This is a genomic window from Halococcus sp. IIIV-5B (assembly GCF_003602035.1).
In the GTDB taxonomy this organism is placed as follows: Archaea; Halobacteriota; Halobacteria; order Halobacteriales; family Halococcaceae; genus Halococcus; species Halococcus salsus.
On the sequence record NZ_QZWE01000007.1, the window covers coordinates 93,613 to 118,783 of the forward strand.

Sequence of the window (25,171 nt, forward strand, 5' to 3'; positions counted from 1 at the left end):
AAACGGTCCACACGCCGAGGGAGTGGAGTCATTCTGTGTGCGAGCATTGGTGAGGTTCGAGCGCGAGACGACGGTGTTTCGTCTCGAAACCCTCACTCCGCGGTTCAGTGGTGTCTCGGACCCGACAACGGTCTCGGGGTACGATATCTTCGGGGCGTTCGTAGCGGTGCCGGCTCGACACTGGCCCGAACCCGGCGCTTCCAACCTTCTGTTCGGAATGGCTGGAGCGCTCGCTACGGAAGGGAGGACGGGAAGATGCCAGGGCGAGGTCTCGGGGGTTAGTGACGGGCGGGGGAACGGAAGCCACGATCGAATCGGCTCTCACGGGCTCAGCGACGGATTTATGCGATGTGGGCCTGGAGTGTCGGTTCACATGCCACGGGCTCCACGCGCACTGGTTGCTTCGGTCACGGACCACGGCCTTCCGAACCGGTACTCGGAACCTTCGACGACCCCGCAAGCCGACCTCGAACGAGCGCTCGGGACGGCGACCGACCGGGTGAGGGGTAATCTGGACGAGTTCTACGATACCTTCCCCGAGGCCTCCAGCGAGGACCTGGTCTACGCACCGACCGACAACATGAGCGGCTGGACGACCTCGTTCTGGACCGGGCTCTGCTGGCTCGCGTACGAGACGACGGGCGAAGCGCGCTATCGCCGCGCCGCCGAAACGCAGTTGGAGACGTTCGAACGCCGCCTCACCGCTGGCGAGGTCAAGACACACGACCTCGGTTTCCTCTACACGCTGTCCGCGGTCGCCGGCCACCGTCTCACCGGGAACGAGCGCTATCGGTCCGCGGCGTTGGCGGCCGCCGACCACCTCGTCGAGCGGTTCTGGGACCGACCCGCGCTCATCCAGGCCTGGGGCGACCACGAGGACACCGAGGAGTCCTGGGAACGGGGGCGGATGATCGTCGACACGATGATGAACCTGCCACTGCTGTTCTGGGCCAGCGAGACGACGGGCGACCCCGCGTACGCGTCCATCGCGGAGACCCACGCGCGCACGACCGCCCAGTATCTCGTCCGACCGGATGGCTCGACGTTCCACACCTTCAAGTGTGACGTGGAGACCGGCGACCCGGTCGGCGGCGAGACCGCGCAGGGCTACGACGCGGACTCCTGCTGGGCCCGAGGACAGGCCTGGGCCATCTACGGCTACGCGCTCGTCGCGGACTACACCGGTGACGGTCGGTACGCCGAGCTCTCGGCGAAGCTGGCGAACTACTACCTCTCGAATCTGGAGGACGACCACGTTCCGCGCTGGGACTTCGACGCGCCGAGGGACGAGGACATTCGCGACACGTCGGCCGCCGCCATCGCCGTCTGTGGCCTCGACGAACTCACCAAACAGCTCCCGTTCGGCGACGAGCGGATCCCCGGCTACCGGAACGCCGCGCTCACGACGCTCGGGAGCCTCGCGGAGAACTACTCCACGAACGGGCTGGACTCCAACGGCCTGCTGACCGACGCGGCCTACGACACCGCCGACGGGGACTACGACGAGTGCTGTATCTGGGGCGATTACTTCTACTACGAGGGCCTCGTCCGGGCAGGGCACCACTGGTCCCGGTACTGGTAGCTCGCGGGTTCTCGGCTCCTTCGACCGCCCGCCGTCGCCGACACTCGCCGAGTGACGGCGCGTTTCCGGGGGCGGTATGCTATACCTTTATGAGCCACACCGGTCTCGTTCGGCCATGGATCCGGTAGCGGACAATCCGCTTCGAACACGGGACGATTTCCAGCGCGCGGTCGGACAGCTCTTCGAACCGCTGTCGGCACACGTCAGTCCGGGGAAGGCCCGGGTTCGGCCGATGGCCTCCGGCGCTCACTTCCCCGACGTCGCGGCCGAACTGGAGGGGTTCGCCCGTCCTCTCTGGGGGATCGTCCCCCTGGGCGTCGAGGGCGAGTTCGACCAGTGGGAATCGTTCCGGGAGGGACTGGTCAACGGTACCGACCCTTCTCACGAGGAGTACTGGGGGACGGCGGGGGATCACTCACAGAAACACGTCGAGATGGCGGCGATAGGCGTCGGGCTCGCGCTGACCCCCGAACACCTCTGGGAGCCGCTTTCCGAGGCCGAACGGGACCGGCTCGTCACGTGGTTGAACCAGATCAACGACGCCGAGCTCCCAGACTGCAACTGGCTGTTCTTCCGAGTCATGGTGAACGTGGGGCTCCGGTCGGTCGGGGCACGACACGACTGGGAGCGCACACAGGAGTCGCTCGACCGACTCGAATCGTTCTATCGTGGGGACGGCTGGTACACCGACGGGCCGGCATCGGACCGGAGCCCCGTCGATTACTACCTCCCGTGGGCCATGCACTTCTACGGGCTCGTCTACGCGACCGTCGCCGGTGAGGAAGACCCGGAGCGAGCGGAGCGGTTCCGGGCCCGCGCCGAGACGTTCGCCAACCATCACGTCCACTGGTTCGCCGAGGACGGTCGGGCGCTCCCGTACGGTCGGAGCCTGACCTACCGCTTCGCGCAGGCGTCCTTCTGGGGCGGGCTCGCGTTCGCCGGGCTGAACCCGCTCCCGTGGGGTGTCATTCGGGGCCTCTGGGCGCGAAACGTCAGGTGGTGGCTCGACCAGCCGATATTCACCGACGGCGGGTTGCTCTCGGTCGGCTATCGCTACCCGAGCATCAAGATGTCCGAGGACTACAACTCCCCGAACTCGCCGTACTGGGCGATGAAGGCTTTCTTCCCGCTCGCGTTGCCCGCCGACCACCCGTTCTGGCAGGCGGACGAAGAACCCCTGCCGGACCTCTCGACTCGAACCGTGCAGCCGGAAGCGGGCAAGGTCATCTGCCGGGACGACGACCACCTGTTCGCGCTCTCGCTCCCCCAGGACAGCACCCACGGCCGGGAGAAATACACCAAGTTCGCCTACTCGACCGAGTTCGGCTTCTCCGTCGCCGGGCGGTCCCCGGGGCCGGGACGGGGGGGCCACGACAGCGCGCTCGCGCTCAGCCTCGACGGCGACCAGTTCAAGACCCCCGGGTCGCTGACGGCGACCGAGATGCAGGGGACGACGCTCGTCTCCCGGTGGGAGCCGTGGGAGGGCGTTCGGGTGGATTCGTGGGTCGCGCCCGCGCTCCCCTCGCACGTCCGGCTCCACCGACTGGTTTCGGACCGAACGATACACACCGAGGAGGGCGGGTTCGCCCTCGACCGGACGGGCGACGACGAGGGGGACTTCGTCCACGAGACGGGGGACGGAACCGCGCTCGCTCGCTACCCGAACGGCATGAGCGCCATCGCGAGCCTCGGCGACGACCGACCGGCCACGGTCGTCGATGGCGAGCCGAACACGAACCTGCACCACTCACGAACCGTCGTGCCGACGTTGCGGGAGACCTACGAGCCGGGCGACCACTGGTTCGGTTCGGCGGTCAGAGCCGGTCCCGACCGTGACGCCGCCTGGGAAGGGGAAATGACGACCGTTTCGACGGAGACGGGTGTCGCGGTCGAGACCGCCGACGGCGAGCGGCTCCTCGACGCTTCGAACGGGCCGGAGTAGGGCTCTCGGCGTCGTCGGAGTCCGACTGGAGGGCGGTGGAACGCACACTCGGTCGCCCGGCACGGGCAGGTTTATTATCGGACTCGCTGATGGATCGGGTATGGACACAGACGAGGCCGCACGCGCGCTCACCGTTCCGGAAGACGTCGTGCTAGATGTCTGTGACGACCCGCCGCTCCCCGAGATGGGGGTCATCGAACAGCGATGGGAGAGCGACTCGATCCCCGTGGACTCGATCGGCGACCACGCCGCGCGGGCGGTGAACTCGCTCCCGTTCGAGGACGTCCCCGACAGTGGCGAGATCGCGCTCGGCGTCGGGAGCCGGGGCATCGCGAACCTCCCGGCGATCGTCGCCGGCGTGGTCGAGGCCGTGGGCGAACTGGGATACGAGCCGTTCGTCTTCCCCGCCATGGGGAGTCACGGCGGTGCCACCGGCGAGGGACAGCGGGCGATGCTGGCCGACCTCGGCGTGACGGAGTCGGCGATCGGCTGCGAGGTCCGCTCGGCGATGGACGTCGTCGAGGTCGGTCGGACCGCGGACCGCGACGTCCCCGTGGTCGCCGACGCGAACGCCGCCGACGCGGACGGCATCATCCCGATCAACCGGGTCAAACCCCACACCGACTTCGACGGGACGGTCGAGAGCGGCCTCTCGAAGATGCTGGTCATCGGGATGGGCAAACAGCGCGGCGCGAAGATCGCCCACGAGTGGGCCGTCGACTGGTCGTTCCGGGAGATGATCCCCGAGATCACGAACCAGCTCCTCGCGACCCTCCCGGTCGTCGGCGGTGTCGCGATCGTCGAGGACCAGTACGACGAGACGGCGCTCGTCGAGGGCGTCCCGCCCAGCGGCTTCCTGAGCCGGGAGGAGGAACTGCTGAAGCGGTCGTACGACCTGCTGCCGAAGCTGCCGTTCGATTCGCTCGACGTCGTCGTCTTCGACCGCCAGGGCAAGGACATCAGCGGGCAGGGGATCGACACCAACGTGATCGGTCGCCGACCGTTCGCGATAAACGAGCCGGCACCCGAACGGCCGGACATCAAGCGGATCTACGTGCGGGACTTCACTGAAACGACCCACGGCAACGCGATGGGTATCGGGTCGGCCGACGTCGTCCACCGGGACATCGCGGCGAAGCTCGACGCCTCGACGACGCTCATCAACGCACTGACCGCGAGCACGATCCGCGGTGTTCGGCTGCCGCCGGTCGTCGAGACGGACCACGCGGGGTTGGTGGCCGCGCTGTCGACGATCGGGGTCGTCGACACCGAGACGGTTCGGGTCGTTCGAGCGCCGGATACGATGCACCTCCACCGGCTCTACGCCTCGACGAAGCTGGTGGAGCTGGCACGCGACCGCGACGACCTGCGGGTGGTCGAGGAGCCCGCACCCATCGAGTTCGTCGACGGGGAGTTCGCCGACCCGTCGCTTCGAACGTAGCGACGCGAGGGCCGTCCCGTACTCAAACATTTATTACAGATGAGGGTGGATCGAAGACGTGCCTTGCCGTTCGCACCGTGCGGGCGGAGAACAGGGTCCCGCCACACCATGCAAACCCACCAACCGAAACCGGAGTTCGAGTATCTATGACGTACACCGCAGGAATCATCGGCACCGGAGGTATCGCCGGGATGGGGATCCTCGGGATGCACGACGAGGACGTGATCGGAACGGAGAAGATCGAAGCGAGCCACGCCGGCGGCTACGAACACGCCGACGGGATCGAGCTCGTGGCGGTCGCCGATATCGACGAGGAGAACCTCGCCACGTTCGGCGACGCGTGGGACCTCTCACCCAACCAGCAGTACCTCGGCCACGAGGCGATGCTGGCGGCCGAGGACCTCGACGTCGTCTCCGTCTGTACGCCCTCCTACCTCCACCACCAACACACCGTCGACGCCGCGCGGTCGGCCGCGGACCCCGACGTGGTCTGGTGTGAGAAGCCGATCGCCTCGCAGGTCAACGAGGCCGAGGAGATGGTCGCGGTCTGCGAGGAAACGGAGACGGAGCTGGTGATCAACCACTCCTTCCGGTTCACCGAGAAGCTCCAGCGGCTTCGCGACCTCGTTCGCAAGCGGGACCTGCTCGGCGACGTCAAGTCGGTGAGCACGCAGTACCGGATGGAGCTCATGCGCAACTCGACGCACGTCCTCGATACGCTGGTCTATCTCCTCGATACGCGTGCCGAGCAGGTCAGCGGCTACATCACCGGCGAGAACGAGGCGGTCGATTCGCTCGACGCGATGCTCGACGTGGACGACGCCGGCGGCGGTGGCCACGTCGTCATGGACGACGGCTCGTTCGTGACGGTCGACTGTACGATCCCTCGGGACGTCTCCTCGATGACGCTAAACTTCATCGGGACCGAGGGGAAGCTCTACATGAACAACGACGACGGCGTCTGGCAGTACTGGTCGCTCGAGGACGGCGAGCACGTCGAGAAACCGCTGCCGGGCATCGACGGGGCGTGGACCTGGGAGGACGACTACCGGCGCTCGTTCGCGAACGCGGCCGTCCACGTGCAGGACATCCTCAACGGCGAGCAGGAGAACCTCTCACCCGGCACCGACGCCACCCGGTCGCTGGAAATCATCGTCGGGTTCTACCTCTCGCACTACACCGGGTCGACGGTCGACGTCCCGCTCGCCCAGCCGCTCCGTGCGGTCCCGATAACGTCCTGGTGAGCCGTTCGAAGCGCCGGTCGGGGTGAAACCGTAAAAGATCGATTCCGTCGTTCCTCCGTGCTGGCCGACTCAGGCGTCGAGCCACGGCGCGCCGTCGCGTTCGACGTACCGCTCGGTTCGGTCGATGGCCTCGATCCGCTCAATGTCCGCCGCGCTCAGTTCGAGGTCGAGCGCATCGAAGTTGTCACGGATGTGCTCCTCGCCCGTCGCCTTCGGGATCACGCTCACGGCCTCCTTCGAGAGGAGCCACGCGAGGCTGACCTGCGACGGGCTCACGTCGTGGTCCTCGGCGACGTCGACGACTTCGGGGACGTCGAAGACGTCACCGCGAGCGAGGGGTGAGTACGCGACGTGGTGGTAGTCGTGTCGCTGTGCGTGGTCGACGAGTTCGTCCTGCGGGAGCAGCGGGTGGGTCTCGACCTGGTGGGCGAACAGCGGGGCGTCGAGGTGGTCCATCGCCTCGTCGAGCAGTTCCGTGCTGAAGTTACAGACCCCGACGTGGTCGATGAGTCCCCGGTCGACGAGCTCGTCGAACGCCGGCATCGTCTCGGCCGCCTCGTAGTTGCCGACCGGCCAGTGGACGTACAACAGGTCGAGGGAGTCGAGCCCGAGCCGGTCGAGCGTGACTTCGAGCCCCTCGATCACCTGGTCGTGGGCCAGGCCGAACTTGTCGGCGTGGACCTTCGACCCGACGAACACCTCGTCGCGGGGAACGTCGGCGGTCTCGATGCCCTCCCCGACGGCCTCCTCGTTCCCGTAGTACTGTGCGGTGTCGATGTGGCGGTAGCCGACGTCGAGCGCCGTCCGCACGCTCTCGGCACACGTCGTCGGATCCGTGTTCTGCCACGTCCCCAGCCCGATCTCTGGCAAATGCATGCCCGTAGGTGCCATCCTTCCTCATATATCTCTTTGGATCGCCCGTATCGGGACGGTCACCGACGCCCACAAGGGAAAATTATTTATAGTTACATAGGAAACGCTCTTGGTAGGCATGGCGAGCCCTCACAAACAGCGTGGACGCAGAGAGATGTTGGCACTCCTCGGCAGTCTCGGGATCACCGGTGCCGCTGGCTGTATCACGACGAACCCGCCCTCCAATTCTGGCGGCGGCGGTGGCGGAAACGGATCCGGTAACGGCTCCGGCGGTGGCAACGCCTCCGGAAACAACAGCGCGGCCAACGGCTACTCCGGTTCGATGGCCGGTTCCTTCAGCTTCTGGGAGATGAGCGGGAGCTGGAATCACCACATGAAGCGGTACCAGGACGAAACCGGGGTGACGATCAACCACACCAACATGGGGTACGATGAGATCATCGACCGGATGCAGACCCGGCTTCTGTCCGGTACCGACGCGCCGGGAACGGCGCTGGTCGAGTACGCCTCGCTGAAGCAAGTCGCGAACACCGGTGGACTCCGTGACCTTTCGCCTTGGATCGAGGACGCGGGCATCAAGAGCGACTTTCCTTCATCGATCTGGACGACCGCCGGTAGCGGCAACGAGATCTACGAGATTCCGTACGACATCAACCCGACGAGTTTGTTCTACCGGAAGGACGTCTGGGACGAACACGGGCTCAATGCCGATATCGAGACCTGGGACCAGCTGATCGAGGAGGGAAAGAAGCTCCCCGACGACGTCGCGCTGCTTTCGCTCCCTTCGGCCGCGATCGACCTCTATTGGCGGATGCTGTACTGGCAACAGGGTGGACAGGAGTTCGACAAACAGGGGCGGCTCGCATTCGACAACGACACTTCGCTTAGAGTGTTTCGACTGCTGAACCGACTAGGCGAAGAAGGGCTGACCAACAAGGTTGCAAACTTCAGTCAACAGTGGTTCAGCGGGTTCAGCAACGGATCGATCACCGGTTACTGCTCGGGCGCGTGGTTCAACTCGACGCTGCAGGAATCCGTCAAGGACACCGCCGGCAAGTGGCGAGCGATGAAGCTCCCCGCCTTCGAGGAAGGCGGGAATCGTGCCAGCAACCGTGGCGGATCCGGTCTCTGCATCCCGAAGCAGGTGAGCGACGACGTCGCCCGTCGCGCCTTCGATTTCGCCCTCAAGACGAACGCCAACGCGGACGAGATGGCGTGGCTCTTCAAAAATGTCGGGAACTTCCCCGCCTTCGGGCCGGCACACGAGCGTGACGCGTTCAGTCAGGGCTTCGACTTCTTCGGTGGACAGAAGCTCGGCGACCTCTGGGTCGAGCAGCTCCCGGACATCCCACCATACCGGTTCACCGTCGACAGCCCGACGGTCATGGACGTCATAAACACACAGCTCCGTCGGGTCGTCTACGGAAACGCCAGCCCGGAGGCAGCACACGAAAAAGCAGTACAGGAGGCGGCGAAACAGACCGACCGGGACGTCGCATAAATGAGTTCGATCGACCGACGAACCGAACTATACGATGAATTCCGGTACAAGCGTCAGCAGCTGAACCGTCTGTTGCCCTCGACGCTGAACCCGCCCTTCGTGCTTTTGAGCCCGATGCTCATCCTGTTCGCGGTGTTCCTCGCCTTCCCGATCTTCTTCACGCTGGTTCTCTCGTTCTTCGTGTATCAAGGGGTCTCCGCGGAGCCGCTGTTGGGGATCAACCTCGGTCTCGTCTACATCACGATACCACAGGTTCTCGACCTCCAGTTCGTCGGACTACAGCACTTCGAGCGGATGCTCAGCGATAGCGTGCTCCACCAGTCCCTGTTCAATACGGTCTACCTGTTCGCCGTCCTGATCCCGACGATGGTGATCATTCCGTTGGGTCTGGCTATCGCACTCAACTCGGCGCTGATCCGATTCAGGAACACGTTCCGAAGCCTCCTGTTGATCCCCACGGCGGCGAACACGATCGCCTACTCCGTGGTGTTCGTCGCCATCGTCGCCGAAGGTGGGCTGGCGGACAGCCTCTTCGTCCTCATCGGGATCGACCCGATCGCGTGGCTGCAGAACGGGTTCTGGTCCCGAAATCTGATCGCCTTCATGTCGGTCTGGCGCTGGACCGGTTACAACATGATCATCTTCCTGGCCGGGCTCCAGACCATCTCCGGCTCGCTGTACGAGGCCGCCGAGATCGACGGCGCGACGCGGCTCGAAAAGTTCCGGTACATCACGGTGCCACAGCTCCGGCCCGTGCTCCTGTTCATCGTCGTCACGAGCACGATCTCGATCTTCAAGAAGTTCGCCGAGCCGCAGATCCTGATCTCCTCGGGCGCGCCGCTGGAGGAGACACGGACGATCGTCTACTACATCTACCAGGTCGCGTTCCAGAACCTGGAGTTGGGGTACGGCTCCGCACTGACAGTCCTACTGGTCGTGATCGTGAGCGTCATCTCCCTCATGCAGTTTCGGGTGGGTGACTGAGATGCACGAGAAAGCACGTAGCGAGGCCCTGTGGAAGTTCGGTGGCTACGGCTTCATCATCGCGATGACGATGTTCGTCATCATTCCGATCTACTGGCTCCTCGTCGCTTCGACGCTTCCACAGACGGAAATCCTCGGCAGCGCGGGTAGCCTCCCGCGGTTACTTCCGGGGACGAACTTCCTCGACAACGCACAGGCGCTCGCCGGTCGCCAGAACGCAAACTACTATCAGAGCGTCATCAACAGCGTTCTGGTCGCCACCGTCTACACCGTGCTCTCGCTGATCCTCTGTTCGATGAGCGGCTTCGCGTTCGCGAAGTACGAGTTCCGGTTCAAGGAGCCGATATTCCTCGGGATCCTCGGAACACTGATCATCCCGATCAATCTCCTCGTGATCCCACTGTTCCTGCTGGTCTCGAACGTCGGGCTCTCCAATACGTTCGCCGCGATCATTCTCCCGTGGGCAGCGTATCCCGTCGGTATCTTCTTCATGCGACAGACGATGCAATCGATACCCGACTCCCTTCTGGAGGCCGCTCGGATGGACGGCGCGTCGGAGTTCCAGCTCTACTACCGGGTCGCGCTGCCGACGGTCCGATCGGGGATGGCCGCGCTGTCGGTCATCCTCTTTCTCTTCCAGTGGAACCTCTTCCTGTGGCCGCTGGTGGTCCTCCAGCAGGACAAGTTCACGATCCCGGTAGCGCTCACGACTATCGTGAGCCAGCAGACACCGGCGTTCGACCAGCTCATGGTCGCGGCGCTGATAGCGATCGTTCCGATGTTGATCGTGTTCGTGGCGCTCCAGCGCCACTTCGTCAACGGTATCTTGGCGGGAGCGGTGAAGGAGTAACAGAGTATGACACAGATCGAAATCAACGAACTCACGAAGGAGTACGACACGGACGACAGCGCGATCGTTGCGGTCGAGGACCTCGACCTCTCGATCGAGGACGGGGAGTTCATCGTCTTCGTCGGGCCCTCGGGCTGTGGGAAATCGACCACCCTCCGCTGTATCGCGGGGCTCGAAAGCGTCACCGACGGCGAGATCCAGTTCGACGACGAGGTCGTCAACGACCTCCGCCCCCGCGACCGCGACGTCGCGATGGTGTTCCAGAACTACGCGCTCTACCCGCACATGACGGTCAAACAGAACATGAGCTTCGGTCTCAAACTCTCCTCGCAACTGTCGAGCGGGGAGATCGACTCGCGCGTGACGGGCGCGGCCGAGATGATGGGGATCGACGACCTCCTCGGAAAACGACCGGGCGAGCTCTCGGGCGGCCAACAACAACGCGTCGCCCTCGGACGGTCGATCGTCCGCGAACCGGGCGTGTTCCTGATGGACGAACCCCTCTCGAACCTCGACGCCAAACTCCGGGCGGGGATGCGAACCGAGATCCAGGAACTCCAGAACGAACTCGGCGTCACGACCATCTACGTCACCCACGACCAGACCGAGGCGATGGCGATGGGCGACCGGATCGCGGTTCTCAACGGTGGAGTCCTTCAGCAGGCGGCCGTCCCGGAGGAGCTCTACCGGAACCCCGTGAACGAGTTCGTCGCGGACTTCATCGGGAGTCCGAGCATCAACCTCTTCGACGTGACCGTCGAGGGCGGCCGCCTCGCCGGACCGGGCGGGTTCACCTACCGACTCTCCGGGTTCGACCTCGGCGAGCGGTCGCACGCACGAATGGGTGTTCGCCCGGAGGACCTCGCCATCGACGAGCGGGGTGACGACCTGACCGTGACCGTCGTCGAGAAGATGGGGAACGAGAACTTCATCTACGGCGAACTCGGCGAGCAGGAGGTCGTCGCACGAACCGACTCCTCGATCCGACCCGAACCCGACGACGAGGTCGGCCTTGCGTTCGAGGAGGAGGCCGTCTACTTCTTCGAGTCGGACTCCGGTCAGGCGATCAAGACGAAGACCGACGAGATCGACTCGATGCGAACGCAGATCTGAGCGGTCGGCCCATCGTCGATCGACGGGTCGGTCCGACCACGGTTCGCGGGTCTCGTGGTCCGGACGCGAACACGCAGACTTAATTCCCCACCCGCTGGAGGCCACGTATGCAGCGGGCATTTCCCACCTCAAGGACTCGGACGTATCGCTCCCTGGACGGTCGCTGGGACTTCGTTCCGGACCCGAACGATATCGGTGAGCGGGACGCGTATGACGATTCGTTCCCCGACGACCACGGCGGACAGTACGTCCCGGGAACCTGGAACACGACCCCCGACCACTACGACCACGAGGGTCCCGCCTGGTACCATCGAAACTTCCACCTCCGGGAACCGACGGACGCGCTGCTTCGGTTCACCGCCGTCGCACACGAGGCGACCGTCTGGGTCGACGGTCGCGAGGTCGCGTCCCACTACGGCGGCTACACGCCGTTTCGGACACACCTGTCGGGGCTCGACGCGGGGACACACGACGTCACGGTCCGGGTCGACAACTCGCGAACGCCCCACAGCCTCCCGTTACCGGACACGGACTGGTTCCCCTACGGCGGTATCACCCGCGAGGTCTTCCTCGAGACCGTCCCGACGTGCTACCTCGACGACCTCACGGTCCGGTATCGACTCGACGATGACGTCGCGACGGCGACCGCCGAAGTGACCATCCGAAACACGGGTGGGGCATCCGAGGGGATGGTCGCCGTCGAAATCGGTGACGAGCGGGTCGGCGAGGCGGTCACGGTCCCGAGCGGCGAGTCGGTGCACGAGCTCGAACTCGCGCTGGACGTCGACCGCTGGTCGCTCGACGACCCTACGTTGTACGACGTCCGGGCCACGTTCTCGAACGAGACCGGTGTCGAGGACGAACTCCGGGACCGGATCGGCTTCCGCGAGGTCGAGGTCACCGAGCGGTCGCTGTTGCTCAACGGCGAGCCGGTCGACGTGGCCGGGGTCAACCGACACGAGGACCACCCCGACTGGGGGCACGCGGTTCCCCCGGAACTGATGGAACGCGACCTCGACATCATCGAACGGCTGGGCTGCAACACGATTCGGACCTCCCACTACCCGAACCATCCACGATTCCTCGACCGCTGTGACGAGCGGGGGATCCTCGTGCTCGAGGAGGTCCCGTACTGGCAGTACGACGCGGACGATTTCGCTCGGGAGCAGGTCCTCGAACGCGGCGAGCGGATGCTCGGTGAGATGATCGAGCGCGACCGGCACCACCCGTCGGTCGTCGCCTGGAGCCTCCACAACGAGTGTTACAACCACCAGGAGGGCGTCGCCGACGCGACGAGGCGGCTCGCCGAGGTCGCCAGAGAGCGGGACGACTCGCGGCCGCTGACGTTGGCCTCGAACACCGACTGGCGGGGCCACGAGGACCGGTGCCTCCAGTACGTCGACTTCGTCTGTCTCAACGCCTACTGGGGCTGGTACAGGGACGACCGGAACTGGGACGAGTTCCTCGAGGAAGTCAGGGATCGACACCCCGGGAAACCTATCCTCGTCTCGGAGTTCGGGGCCGGTGCGATCCAGAACGAACGCACTTGGGACAACCAGAAGTGGAGCGAGACGTACCAGGCGGACCTCCTCGAACGATCTATCGACACGTTCGAGGCGGCCGAGTACGTCACGGGCTGGACGGTCTGGCAGTACTGCGACACCAGAACGGACCCTCGAAAGGCGATGAAACGCCCGAAGACCAAGAACAACAAGGGGATCGTCGACGAGTTCAGGCGGCCGAAGGAGGCCTACTGGCGGCTACAGGGCCTGCTCGACGACGAGGCGAACTGAACGGGGGTCGGCGATCGGACCGCGTTACAGCCGTTCGAGGGGGTCGTCGCCACCGAGGTCGAACGGTTGGAGGTCGAACCGGAACGCGAATGGCTGGGGCTCGACGCGGTACTCCGGAAGCGTCGCCGGTCCGCAACTACCGGTCCCGAGCCCGCAGTGGTCGTGGTCGAGCGAGACGGAGACCCCCTCGCGATCGGGCAGTTCGTGGTCGTGTTCCGCCGCCGTCAGGTCGGTCGTGTCGTAGTGGTGGGCGCTGAAGTCGAACGAGTCGTTCCCCAGAACCCGCAGGCCGACGCCACGTCGGTCGGTGAACGCCACCCACCTCGTGTCATTCCGGTTACCGTTCTCCTGTGGCCGAACGTACGGGGTGTGGAGGTCCGAGACGGGTCGGCTGTACCGACCGAGCAGCGTGGCTTCCTTGCTGTCGACGTAGGACTCGCCCGGTCCACGTCCGTACCAGGTGGCCCGGTCGAGGCTCCCGTCGAGCGTGAGGTCGAGCCCGACGCGAGGCAGCGAGGGGAGCATCGAGAGGTCGCCTTCGGGCTCGATGGCCGTCTCGACCGAGACGGAGCCGTCGCGTTCGATGGTGTAGGACTGCTCGACGGCGAACCCGTGGTCGTATATCGGCGGTGCGACCCGACCGACGACGTCGATGACGACCCGTTCGCCGTCCGTCGCCTCGTAGGCGACCTCGTCGGCGCGGAACCGGAGGTCGTCGATCCCCGCTTCGCGCCAGAGTTGTTCGAAGCCCACGGTCCTCACGTCCGACGCCTCGACCGTCGCCTCCGTCTCGTGTATCCGCGTCATCCGGGAGAGGAAGGTTCGGGAGAGCGGCAGGCCGCGGTCGTTGTCCGTCGGGGCCCGCCAGAACCCGACCATCGGGCCCCGGTCGAGTAGGTCGTGACCACGGTACCGAAAGGAGTCGAGACGACCGTACGTGTCGTCGAAGACGAGTTTGAAGGCGGCGTTCGAGACGACGATCCCCCGGTCGGTGGTGTCGCAGGTGAGGTGGCCCCGCGTCTCGCGGCTCGGTCCCGGGAGGGAGCGCGTCCCGAGGTCGCTGCCCGGGAGTTCGAACTGCCCGGTCGCGACCGTATGGCCCCGCTTCGCCCAGCGGGTCCCGTGCGCGAGCGAGAGCTCGATGGTGAGGACGTTCTCGACGTCCGTATCGAGCCGGTCGGCTTCGACCGGGACCTCGACCGTCGCCTCCTCGCCGGGATCGATCGCCGGGAGCGAGAGGGAGCCGTCCTGGATCGCGACCCCGTCGGCGCGCAGGGACCACGACGCGTCGAGGCCGTCGAGCGAGCGGAAGTCGTACCGGTTCTCGACGACTACCTCCCCATGCCGGCGGTCGGCTTCACGGAGGACGACCGGTTCGATCACCTTCTTGTACTCGACGAGCCCCGGCGACGGCTCGCGGTCCGGGAAGACGAGGCCGTTGATGTTGAAGTTCCCGTCGTTGGGCTCGTCGCCGAAATCGCCGCCGTACGCGAACCGTTCGGCTCCATCGTCGGTCCGTTGTCGGAGCCCTTGGTCGATCCAATCCCAGACGAACCCACCCTGGAGCTGGTCGTGTTCGTCGAAGCGGTCCCAGAACTCGCGGAGGTTCCCCGGTCCGTTCCCCATCGCGTGCGCGTACTCACAGAGGATGACGGGATGGTCGAGGTCGTCGGCCGCCCACGCGTCGAGCCGGTCGAAGGGGGGATACATCGGCCCGATGATGTCCGACACCCGCTGGTCCTCGTCGGGTTCGTAGTGGATCGGCCGTGTCGGGTCGCGCTCGCGGGTCACTGTCGCCATCCGTTCGTGATTGCCCCCGAAATCGGACTCGTTCCCGAGCGACCAGCCGATCACGCTCGGATGGTTCTTGTCGCGCTCGACCATCCGCACCATCCGGTCAACGTAGGTCGCCTCCCAGGTCGGGTCGTCGCTGAGATGTGGCGTCGAGCCCACTTTCTCCAGCCCGTGGCACTCCAGGTCCGTCTCGTCGAGGACGTAGAGCCCGTACTCGTCACAGAGGTCGTAGAACCGTGGGTCGTTCGGGTAGTGGGCCGTCCGGACGGCATTGACGTTGTGGCGCTTCATCAGCTCGATGTCCTCACGCATCACGGACATGGGGACGGTGCGGCCCCAGTCGGGGTGGAAGTCGTGGCGGTTGACCCCACGGACGGTTATGGCTTCGCCGTTGACGAGGAGCTGACCGCCCTCGATCGTCACGTCCCGGAATCCGACGGGTTGGCTCACGACGGTCGAGGAATCGCCCTCCGTCACGGTCAGCGTGAGATGGTATCGGGTTGGCGTCTCCGCCGTCCAGCGGTCGGGCTCCTCGATGACCGTTTCGAAGCGAACTTCCTCGGTCGCACCGGGGTCGAGCGCGACGGTCGTCCCCGAGAAGTCGACCCCGAGCTCCGTCCCGTCCCCGTCTCGGAGGGTCGCCGTGACCCGTGCGCTCGATCCCGTCTCGCCGACGTTGCTCACGTCGGCGACACCTCGGAGCGTCCAGTCCTCGAACCCGTCGTCGGGTTCCGTTCGAATGTCCACGTCGCGAACCTGGACCGTCGGCCTCGCGGACAGGGAGACGTCCCGGAAGATGCCGCTTAGCCACCACATGTCCTGGTCCTCGAGGTAGCTGCCGTTGGACCACTTGTAGACGCGAACCGCGAGGGTGTTCTCGCCCGGTGAGACCGATTCGGTGATGTCGAACTCGGAGGGGAGCCGACTCCCTTCGCTGTAGCCGACCCGCTCGCCGTTCACCCAGACGTGGAACGCGGAGTCGACGCCGTCGAACTGGAGCCGGATCCGCCGCTCGCTCCAGCCGTCCGGGACCGTGAACGACCGGCGGTAGAGGCCGGTCGGGTTCTCGGTCGGGACGTTCGGCGGGTCGACCGGGAACGGATAGACGACGTTGGTGTAGTGTGGCTCGCCGTGGCCCGCCGTCTGCCAGTTTCGCGGAACCCGCAGCTCGTCCCAGTCACCGTCGTCGAAGTCCGGGTCGTGAAACCCGTCGGGCGCGTCGTCCGGGGTTTCGACGAGCGAGAACCGCCAAGTCCCGTTCAGCGAGCGGAACCAAGGCGAGGCGGTTGGGTCCCCCGTGACGGCCGTCCCCACGTCGGCGTACGGCACCACGGGCACGTGGGGGTCGATTCGGTTTCTGCCGATAACCTCCGGGTCCAGCCAGTCGGCGACCATGTCCACACCTCGCGGAACGGGTAGTTATTCCTTTCCACCGGACCGGTTGCTACTTCCCGGGATCCCGAGTAGACGTGTTCGCGGAGTATTCAGACCGGTTCCGAGGACCGAGTCGTTCGTTCGAGGCCGAGGAAACCGACCTCTCAGCGAAGCAGCGGTGACATCGTTTCACCAGCGATCGGGAAAAATGACAGAATAAATCACTCGATCGAGCCACACAACGAGATATCGTTCGATTCGGCGGGTCGGACCGACCGCCACGAAACGTGAAAACGAACCAAGGGTCGTGTTGTCGAGGCTTCGAACCACTCGGAACGTCTGAGGCCACATCCAGCAACAGATCACTCGATGATACCGAACCACGACGCGTCGGTCGAGATGCGACCGCGTGACACCTTTCGTTTTTCCAAATTTGGCTTGCTGCCGTGTTCAGAGACGGATTCTCCCGATCGACGAGAGATATGGCTTTCGAGAGCTATCGATCCCACAACCACCTTCTACTTCGAGTCGTTTTTTCTGCTGGTTTCTATCGAATTCGAAGCGGCTCCGTCGGCTATGTGCGTCGCTGTCGTCCTATCGTCGGCTACTCGTCACGACGGCACGGGTCGATGAGCGACAGTCATCCGAAAACGCGTTCCCGGCGAGCGGTCAGTCGGTGGCGCTTTCGCTCGCCACCACGTCGCCCTCGCCGACCCCGCCGGCCCACACACCGGCCGTGAGGTCGACCGCGTCGTTCCACTTCCCGACGACGGTGCTCACCGCGAGGTCGCCGGCGACATTGTTCATCGTGCGAAGGCGGTCGAGGAGGGGGTCGATACCGGCTATCATCGCGATGACTTCGAGCGGGAGGCCGACCTGGGTCAGCACGGCGGTCATCATCACGAGGCTCGCACTCGGGACGCCGGCGGTCCCGATGCTGGCGAGCAACGCGGTGACGAGGATGGAGAACTGCTGGGCGAGGGTCAGCGAGACGCCGGCAATGTTCGCGGCGAAGATCGCGACGATGCCGAGATACATCGCGGTTCCGTCCATGTTGATCGTGGCCCCGAGCGGCAGCGAGAAGCTGTAGACGCCCTCGTCGATCTTGAGGTTGTCCTCGGCGTTCGACATCGAGACGGGGAGGGTCCCGCTGGACGAGCGAATGCTGAGCGCCGTCACCAGCGCCTCCCGCGTGCCCCGGAGGAAGGAGATCGGGGAGACACCGACCACCCCGCGGAGGAGAACGAGCAGGTAGACCACCGTTATCTGGATCGCGACCGCGAGGAGGAGGGTCGCGGCCAACATCGCGTACGCCCTGATGGCCTCGACCCCGATCTCGCCGAAGAGCGCCGCCATCAACGCGAAGACGCCGATCACGCCGTACTCCATGATCCCCCAGACGACCTTGAACATCACCTCCGCACCCGCCTCGGCCGTCTCGAATATCGTGTCGATGCCGTCCCGGATCGACGAGTCGGCGTCGGACTCCTCCCGCACCAACGTCATCCCGATGCCGAACACCAGCACGAAGAAGATGATCGCGAGGATGTTCCCCTCCGCCATCGCGGAGATCGGGTTCGTCGGGACGACGTTGAGGAGTTGCTGGCCGAGCGACGGTGCTTGTTCCGTGTCGACGTTTCCGCCCGTGAGCGTCACGCCCGAACCGGGGTTGATGAGGTTGCTGACACCCAAGCCGAGCGCGATGGCGACGGTGGTCGTGAGCAGGTAGAGGAGGACCGTCTGTGCTCCGATCTTGCCGAGGTTGGTCGGCGAGAGCCGCCGGGCCGCCATCAGGAGAGTGAAGACGATGATCGGGATGATGATCATCTCGAGCAGCCGGACGAACAGGTCGCCGAGCGGCTGGAGGCGCTGGGCGGGTGGCCCGACGGCGAGCCCGACTATCGAGCCGAGAACGAACGCGGCCGCGATACGATAGACGATCGGCACCGACCGATATCGCCGCCAGACGCGGAGGAACTGGTTTGCCATAGCACTCGAATGTTGGAACACACTAAAAGCGCTTCGGCGGGAAAACGAACGTTCGGATATCCCCCGATCGGCGTTAGATATCTTTTATACCGGGCCGTGTGGCAGGGAACGAACGTCGGCCCGTCGGGCGACGGCCCGGATGGCGTTCCCCGGTGCCGGTGTCGACCTACCGCCGGAGACGGCGGAGCGCGATGCCGCCGAGCCCGACGAGCGCGGCGAGGACGCCGAACCCGGGCCCGGTCGTGCTGCTGTCCCCGTCGGCCCCGCCGGTCGTGTTCGCACTCTCGGCGGTGGCCGCTTCCGTCCGATCCCCGGAGCGGGAACCGTTCGTCGCCGACTCCCGACCCGCACCGGTCTTCGCGCGGGGCGTCGCGGCCGTCCGAGCCGTTTCGGCGACCGTTCGCGCCAGCGTCGTCGCGGTGGTGTCGACCGTCGCCGATTCGGTGGTTCGCCTCGTCTCGGTCGGGATCGACACCGTCCCGCTGTCCAGTTCCGGATAGGTCTCCTCGTCGAGCATGACCCCATCGGAATCGGCGACGAAGACGGCCCGATCCGGAGCGCTGTCCTGTCCAGTGTAGACGACCGACTCGGTGTCCTCGCCCTCCCCGGCCCGAACCGTGATCGTATCGCCAGCGTCGAGAGCCGGCCCGTCGAACGTGTAGACGTCGGCCGGGTCGTTCGTCGGCACCCGCAACGCCCCGCTCTGGAAGCCCAGCCTGAACCCCGAGAGGTCGACCCGCTCGGAGCCCGTGTTCCGGACGGTGACCGAAAGCGGGGTGTCACCGTCGGTCTTCCCCCGTGTTATCTCGGTGATCTCGAGCGACCGCCGGTCCGGGAGGTCGGAGACGGGTTTCGCGCCGGGTGATCCGGGTTCGGTCACGAACGAGGCCAGCGTCCGTACCGACGCGTCTCGGTCCTCGACGGTCGAGACGACCCGGTAGTCGGAGCGCCAGCGGTTGGGGGTGACGGTACACCGCACGTAGCCGCGGTGGTCGCTGAAGAACCGCTGCCAGGGCTCGCGGGCGGAGCGGCCGTACTGTGTGATCCCGGTACCGTTCATCCCGGACGTCAGCGAGGTTCCGACGAACTCCGTCGCCACCGTTCGTGAATCCGGGTTCGAGAAGTCGGCTTTGAGGTCGTAGACGTAGTTCCGGTGGATGTCCCCGGTGAGCACGACCGGGTTCAGGTCGTCGGTTCCGGCCATCGTATCGAGGACGGCCTGGCGGTCCGCCTCGTAGCCGTCCCACCAGTCGTTGCTGATACCGATCTCCGCCATGAGGACCTGATTCGCGAGGACGTTCCACGTCGGACCCGACTCGTCGAGCCAATCGAGCAACCACTCCCGCTGTTCGTCCCCGAGTATCGTCCGGTCGGGGGACTCGGTTCGCTCCTCCTCGCTGACGATGTCGTCGCGGTACTGGCGGGTGTCGAGCACGCTGAACTCGAGGAGGTTCCCGAACGAGAACCGACGGTACAGCGGGAGGTTCGGGCCGTCGGGCATCCGCGAGAGCCGGAGCGGCTGGTGTTCGAAGAACGCCTGGTAGGCGTTCGTCCGGCGTTCGAGGAACTCGTCGTGGGGGACCTCCTTGTAGTCGTCACCCGCGTAGTTGTTGACCACCTCGTGGTCGTCCCAGGTCACGATCCAGGGGAACGCGGCGTGGGCTTTCTGGAGGCTCTCGTCCGTCTTGTACTGGGAGTAACGGATACGGTAGTCGCCCAGGCTCTCGAGTTCGTGTGGGGGTTCGTGACTCCGGTCGAGCGAGGTCTGGATGTTCTTCCCGTAGATGTAGTCGCCGAGGTGGACCACCAGCTCGATGTCCTCCTCGGCGAGGTGGTCGTAGGCCGTGTAGTAGCCCTTGGGCCAGTCCTGACACGAGACGAACGCGAAGTCGAACGCATCGAGGTCCGCGTCGGTTGGCGGTGCCGTCTCGGTCGTTCCGACGGCCGTTTGGTAAGTACCCGACTCGAACCGATAGTAGTAGGTGGTGTCCGGCTCCAGCCCGGTGACGTCGACGTGAACGGAGTGGGCGAACCGCGCGTTCGTCGTGACGCTGCCCTCGGAGACGATATCGGTCATCCCCTCGTCGGTCGCGACCTCCCACTTCACCGGCACCTCCCGGTCGGCCATACCGCCGTCCTCCGCGAGCGGTTCCGGGGCGAGCCGCGTCCAGAGGACGACCGCGTTCGGCAGGGGGTCGCCGGAGGCGATACCCAGCGTGAACGGGTCGCGTTCGAAGAGGTCCGACTGCGGTACCTCGGGCGGCATATCCCGATACTCGGCTGCGGCGGCGTCGATACCGGTGCTTCCGACGGTAGCGACCGCCGTGGCGATGCCGGCTTTCCGGAGGAACGCCCGTCGTGGACTATTCGGTTGGTCAGTCGTCATGACTCGAAAGAGATGATGCACTGATAAAAACGCAATGAATCAACCGAACGACTCGCGTCGAGAAAATCGGGTCCACCTCGCCAGGTCGACCCGTCGGGATGTTCCGAGCGGGTCGTGATCCCATGCCGGACGAACCGCCGGCCGGTTCACTCGGTTTTGAGGGCGCGTACCGCGAGTCCACCGAGGCCGACGAGGGCGGCGACCACACCGAACCCGGGGCCTGTCGAGCCGGTCGTCTCGTTCGAGCCCGACGCCGACGAACCGTTCGTCGAGCCACCGGTATCGGGGGTGGCTTCGGTCGCCGAGCCGGACGCCGTCGCGGTCGTCGAGCCCGTCGAACCCGCCGTGGCCGTCGTCCCATCGGTCGTCCGACGCCCGATACCGGTCGTCGAACTTCCGGTCGCGTTGGCAGTCCGGGCCGTAGCGGCCGTCGAACGTGCGGCCTGAGCGTTCTCGGGCGGACGGAGACGGTAGACGCTGCCGGTATCGCCCTCCCCGGGCTGGGCGGTCGTGAGAACGTAGAGTCGACCCCGGTTGTCCCGTCCGAACCCGAGCACGGACGCACCGATCCGACCGGTGTCGCTGTTCTCGACGCGGATCTCCTCGATCGACCACTCGTCGTCACTTCGGATGCCGGCGAACAGTCGGCCGGTGGTGCCCTCCTCGCCCTTCGTCGTCAGGTAGTCCCCAAAGACGTAGTCGCCAGTGAGACCGGGGATGGCGTCGTTGTCGTAGACGTAGCCCCCGATCACCGCCGTCCCCACGCTCTCGCCCTCGTGGGTGTGTGGGTAGTCGATGATGGGGTCGATGAGCGGCTCCCCGCCTCGGACGTCGTCGGGGGTACTGGTCGGACAGCTGTCGGGTGTCGTCTGGCTTTTCGGCTCGAAACAGTGGCTACCCTCGCGAACGTTCCAGCCGTAGTTGCCCCCCTTCTCGACGACGTTCACCTCCTCGTAGAGCTCCTGTCCGACGTCGCCGACGAACAGCTTCCCGTTGGAAAAGCCCATCCGCCAGGGATTGCGAAAGCCCCAGGCGTAGTGCTCGTCGAGACCCTCCTGGCCGACGAGCGGGTTGTCCTCGGGGATGCCGTAGGCCTTCTCGCCGTCCTGGGCATCGACGTCGATCCGGAGCACGCTCCCCAGCAGGTTGTCGGTGACGTCCTGGCCGTTGCCGGTGACGTTCGGCCCCGAGGTCCCGCCAAAGCGTTCGTACCAGTCGGCGACGTGGCCGATACCCATATCGTATCCACCGCCGCCGTCGCCCATGCCCATGTAGAGGTAACCGTCCTCGGGACCGAACGCGACCGCGCCGGAGTTGTGGGTGTCGTACGGCGAGGGGATCTCCATGACCGTACGCTCGGAGTCGGGGTCGGCGCTGGTGCCGTCGTCGCTCGCCGTGAACTCGGCGAGGACCTCGGTGTGGTCGAACTCCTCGGGGGTCCCCTCCCGGCTGGGGGCGCTGTAGCGCAGGTAGAACTTCCGGTTCTCGGCGAAGTCGGGATGGAACGCGAGCCCCAACAGTCCCATCTCCGCCGTGATCTCGGTGAGCTGGTCGCTCACGTCGATGAACGGTTCCTCGCGCAGCCCGTCGTCGTCCGCGAGATAGACCTGTCCGACACGGTCGACGACGTAGTACCGACCCCGGCGCTCCGGTGGAACTTCGAACGCCAGCGGCGCGGTCAGCCCACCGTCGACCACCGTCTCGGTCCGAACGGCCGGGCCGGTCGGTATCAGGGCGTTCTCGCCATCGCCCTCGCTCGTCGTGCCCGCGGTCGTCGTCGATGCGTCGCTCCCCGAACCGACGCGGATCGACCCGCTCATCGACGTGCTGTGGGGCTGGCAGACGTAGCGGGCCATCCCCTCGCGGGCGGTGAACGTCAGGCTCTGTCTTTCACCCTCCTCGCTCATGACCTCGGTTCGGGTGAGCACGGCGTCGTCCTCGTCGAGGACCGCGACGTTGTGCCCCATCCCGTCGAGGTTCTCCCAGACGATCCGATAGGCCACGCCCGGTTCGAGTTCGAGGGACGGGTTCGTCGTCCCGGCGATCGCCTCGGGCTCTCGGCCCTGCCAGCCCGCGATCTCACCACCCAGACGAATGGTCTCCGGCTGGGAATCGGACTGGGCGGACCCGGTTCCGAGCGCCCCCGTCCCGAGCGCGCTCGCCCCGGTGACGACGGCGCTCGACAGCAGAAACCGCCGTCTCGACGTCGTGTGGTCGGGTTCGGGGTTCGTCATCGGACCCCGGCGCTGGATACGGTTCCCCGGAAGAACGGTTCTGCCAGTTCCGTAGTCATTTCTCGTTTCGAGTACGTTCGTTGGGAATCATAAACTCGGCGGTCCGGGGCCCACCTCGATGGTGTGGGGAGATCACCGGTCGACGAGCACGGCCGCGACGCCGCCGCCGACCATCGTCGGAAGCACGTAGGTCGCCCCCCGATGGATGAGGACGGCGGCGGCGATCGTGGCGACCGAGATACCGACCGTGGTCCCGTCGACGAGCGCCCCCAGAACGGCGGCCACGCCACCGAGTCCACCCGGAAGCGGCGTGATGCTCGCCATCGCCCCCGCTGGGATCGCGACCAACACGACGGCCAGCGGAACGGTGTAACCCAACGCGTACAGCGAGAGCCACAGCGACGTCGCCAACCCCACCCAGCCGATCGTCGAGAAGAGCAACGCCAGCGCCAGCTTCCGTGGGCTCGTCGCGACCCGTTCGACGGCGGCGAAGAACTCCTCGATGCGGGCTTCGAGCGCGTCGGGCTCCGGCGGTGAGACGCGTGGGAGGGCTTCGGCAACCCGTTGGATCAGCGGTGCGAGCGTCGCGACGACGCCGCGCTCGATCCGGTAGCGGTATCGCCACCCGAGAACGGCACCCACCACCAGCACCGCCGCGAACGCGACCACGGCACCGGCGGCGAGCGTGAGGTCCGCCCCGAACGTGAGCGTGGTGGCGAAGTAACCCAAACCGACCAGGGCGAGCCCGATCGAGGGGACGAAGTTGAGGGCGTCGACGCTCGCGATGGCGGCGAGACCGGTCTCGTACTCCCGGTCGGAGGCGCGCGAGATGAGCAGCGCGCTCACGGGTTCGCCGCCGGCCTGGCCGAACGGGGTGACGTTGTTGGCGAACGTGGCGCTGGCGAAGACCAGCACGGCCGTCGAGGCGGGAACGGGGGCGTCGAGCGCGTCCAACACGGTTCGCAGCGAGAGTCCCCACGCCGTGAGCCAGCACGCCGCGACGCCGACGATCGCAACGAGGATCGCCGGCTGGCTCATGACGAGCGCCCCGTAGATCTCGGTCGGGCCGATGACCCAGATCGCGACGGCGAACGCGACCACGGCTCCGAGGAACCCGAGCACCGTGGTCCGAAGCCGCCCACTCTCGACCATATACGTACCAACTACGCAACGGGAGTATGTACTTTGCGTATCGGTTGCGCGGCTATCCGTCAGGTCTACGTTCGTCGAGCAGTCCCGAGACCGAAGAACCACCGGGACTGGTCGGCGACGATCTGGTCGCTACTCCCTCTCTTCGTCGTCTCCGGAGGGATCCGGTTCGGTCCATCGGTTCTTCGGGTCGACCGGCGCGAGCGCGTGGTCGCGCTCCGCGTCGGTGTACTCGCGGTCGTCGAGGTCGAGGCTCCGCCGTCGCCAGCGTTCGCCGAGATCCGATTCGCCTTCGGGGCCGACCCGGGCACCGTGGACGGTGAAGTAGCGGCCGTTGCGGTCCATCTTCGCCCCCTCGTAGGTGTGCTGGTCGAAGATCACGTCGAACTCGCCGCCGGGTTCGAGGTCGCCGACCGGGAAGTCGTCAGCGGGTTCGCGACCGGCACGCCGTGCCTCGGCGCGTTCCTGGGCGACCCTCTCGAAGTAGTCGTTCGCGTAGGTCGCCTCCCGGGTCGAGGTGGCGCGGGCGGCGGCGAGCGCGGCGTGGATCGCACAGAGACGGCCCTCCCACTCCTCGGGGCTCCAGTGGTCGTTGGCGAGCCGTTCGTATCGATGGACGAGGAGCACGACCTCGTCACCGGCACGGAGGTCCTCGACGACGTAGAGCGCGAGCCGGTCCCAGAGGTTCCAGGCGTAGCCCGAGCGCGTGAGCTCCCACGCGGCCCACGCCGCACACTCCTCGTCCGAGCGCCGAACCGCCTTCTGGAGCAGGCTGGAGACGGTGTATCGGCTGTACCCGCCGCGGGTCTCGTGCTCACCGAGTTCGTCGCCGAAATCGTTCGTCCGCGGTTCGTCCTCGTCGTCTCCCTCGTCGATGGCCGCCTCCCCGCCGCCGAGCGTGGTCTGCGTGTCGTCGCTCATA

At 65.9% G+C, this 25,171-nt stretch carries 16 protein-coding genes; 9 read left to right on the forward strand and 7 right to left on the reverse strand.

Annotation, left to right across the window (positions count from 1 at the left end; genetic code table 11):
• The first annotated feature begins 373 nt into the window (after positions 1-373).
• From D3261_RS07225 to D3261_RS07240, 4 genes are all read left to right on the forward strand, one after another.
• Positions 374-1,582, forward strand: a complete 1,209-nt coding sequence (locus tag D3261_RS07225; protein ID WP_120070831.1) for a glycoside hydrolase family 88 protein — start codon at positions 374-376, stop codon at positions 1,580-1,582.
• Positions 1,583-1,697: 115 nt separating this feature from the next.
• Positions 1,698-3,524: a DUF2264 domain-containing protein gene (locus tag D3261_RS07230; RefSeq protein WP_120070834.1), complete on the forward strand. Its 1,827-nt coding sequence runs from the start codon at positions 1,698-1,700 to the stop codon at positions 3,522-3,524.
• A 100-nt stretch (positions 3,525-3,624) separates the two neighbouring features.
• Positions 3,625-4,965 (forward strand): DUF362 domain-containing protein, encoded by a 1,341-nt coding sequence (locus tag D3261_RS07235; protein WP_120070837.1) that lies wholly within the window; start codon positions 3,625-3,627, stop codon positions 4,963-4,965.
• 146 nt (positions 4,966-5,111) lie between these two features.
• Positions 5,112-6,209, forward strand: coding sequence for a Gfo/Idh/MocA family protein (locus D3261_RS07240; protein ID WP_120070840.1), 1,098 nt, complete (start codon positions 5,112-5,114; stop codon positions 6,207-6,209).
• Between the two features lie 69 nt (positions 6,210-6,278).
• Here the strand turns inward: D3261_RS07240 and D3261_RS07245 are convergent, their stop codons facing one another.
• Complete coding sequence (locus tag D3261_RS07245; protein ID WP_120070842.1) at positions 6,279-7,085, reverse strand: aldo/keto reductase; 807 nt, start codon at positions 7,083-7,085, stop codon at positions 6,279-6,281.
• 151 nt (positions 7,086-7,236) lie between these two features.
• Between D3261_RS07245 and D3261_RS07250 the strand changes: the two genes are divergently transcribed.
• The 5 genes from D3261_RS07250 (at position 7,237) to D3261_RS07270 (ending at position 13,323) form a co-directional block, all read left to right on the forward strand.
• Complete coding sequence (locus D3261_RS07250) at positions 7,237-8,583, forward strand: ABC transporter substrate-binding protein (RefSeq protein WP_120070845.1); 1,347 nt, start codon at positions 7,237-7,239, stop codon at positions 8,581-8,583.
• On the forward strand, positions 8,584-9,567 hold the full coding sequence (locus D3261_RS07255) for a carbohydrate ABC transporter permease (protein WP_120070848.1): 984 nt from the start codon (positions 8,584-8,586) through the stop codon (positions 9,565-9,567).
• A 1-nt stretch (position 9,568) separates the two neighbouring features.
• Complete coding sequence (locus tag D3261_RS07260; RefSeq protein ID WP_120070850.1) at positions 9,569-10,417, forward strand: carbohydrate ABC transporter permease; 849 nt, start codon at positions 9,569-9,571, stop codon at positions 10,415-10,417.
• A gap of 6 nt (positions 10,418-10,423) precedes the next feature.
• The gene (locus D3261_RS07265) at positions 10,424-11,530 is read left to right on the forward strand and encodes an ABC transporter ATP-binding protein (protein ID WP_120070853.1); all 1,107 of its coding nucleotides are present in this window, start codon (positions 10,424-10,426) and stop codon (positions 11,528-11,530) included.
• Between the two features lie 107 nt (positions 11,531-11,637).
• The gene (locus D3261_RS07270; RefSeq protein WP_120070856.1) at positions 11,638-13,323 is read left to right on the forward strand and encodes a glycoside hydrolase family 2 protein; all 1,686 of its coding nucleotides are present in this window, start codon (positions 11,638-11,640) and stop codon (positions 13,321-13,323) included.
• A 24-nt stretch (positions 13,324-13,347) separates the two neighbouring features.
• On the opposite strand, the gene D3261_RS07275 is transcribed toward D3261_RS07270, so the two are convergent.
• The 6 genes from D3261_RS07275 to D3261_RS07300 form a co-directional block, all read right to left on the reverse strand.
• On the reverse strand, positions 13,348-16,512 hold the full coding sequence (locus D3261_RS07275) for a glycoside hydrolase family 2 TIM barrel-domain containing protein (protein ID WP_120070858.1): 3,165 nt from the start codon (positions 16,510-16,512) through the stop codon (positions 13,348-13,350).
• A 648-nt stretch (positions 16,513-17,160) separates the two neighbouring features.
• The gene (locus D3261_RS07280) at positions 17,161-18,480 is read right to left on the reverse strand and encodes a dicarboxylate/amino acid:cation symporter (RefSeq protein ID WP_120070861.1); all 1,320 of its coding nucleotides are present in this window, start codon (positions 18,478-18,480) and stop codon (positions 17,161-17,163) included.
• A 166-nt stretch (positions 18,481-18,646) separates the two neighbouring features.
• Complete coding sequence (locus D3261_RS07285) at positions 18,647-20,866, reverse strand: alkaline phosphatase D family protein (RefSeq protein ID WP_120070973.1); 2,220 nt, start codon at positions 20,864-20,866, stop codon at positions 18,647-18,649.
• A 146-nt stretch (positions 20,867-21,012) separates the two neighbouring features.
• On the reverse strand, positions 21,013-23,100 hold the full coding sequence (locus D3261_RS07290; RefSeq protein WP_120070864.1) for a PQQ-dependent sugar dehydrogenase: 2,088 nt from the start codon (positions 23,098-23,100) through the stop codon (positions 21,013-21,015).
• 132 nt (positions 23,101-23,232) lie between these two features.
• Positions 23,233-24,252 (reverse strand): lysylphosphatidylglycerol synthase transmembrane domain-containing protein, encoded by a 1,020-nt coding sequence (locus D3261_RS07295; RefSeq protein ID WP_120070867.1) that lies wholly within the window; start codon positions 24,250-24,252, stop codon positions 23,233-23,235.
• 129 nt (positions 24,253-24,381) lie between these two features.
• Complete coding sequence (locus D3261_RS07300; RefSeq protein ID WP_120070870.1) at positions 24,382-25,170, reverse strand: hypothetical protein; 789 nt, start codon at positions 25,168-25,170, stop codon at positions 24,382-24,384.
• Position 25,171: the final 1 nt, after the last annotated feature.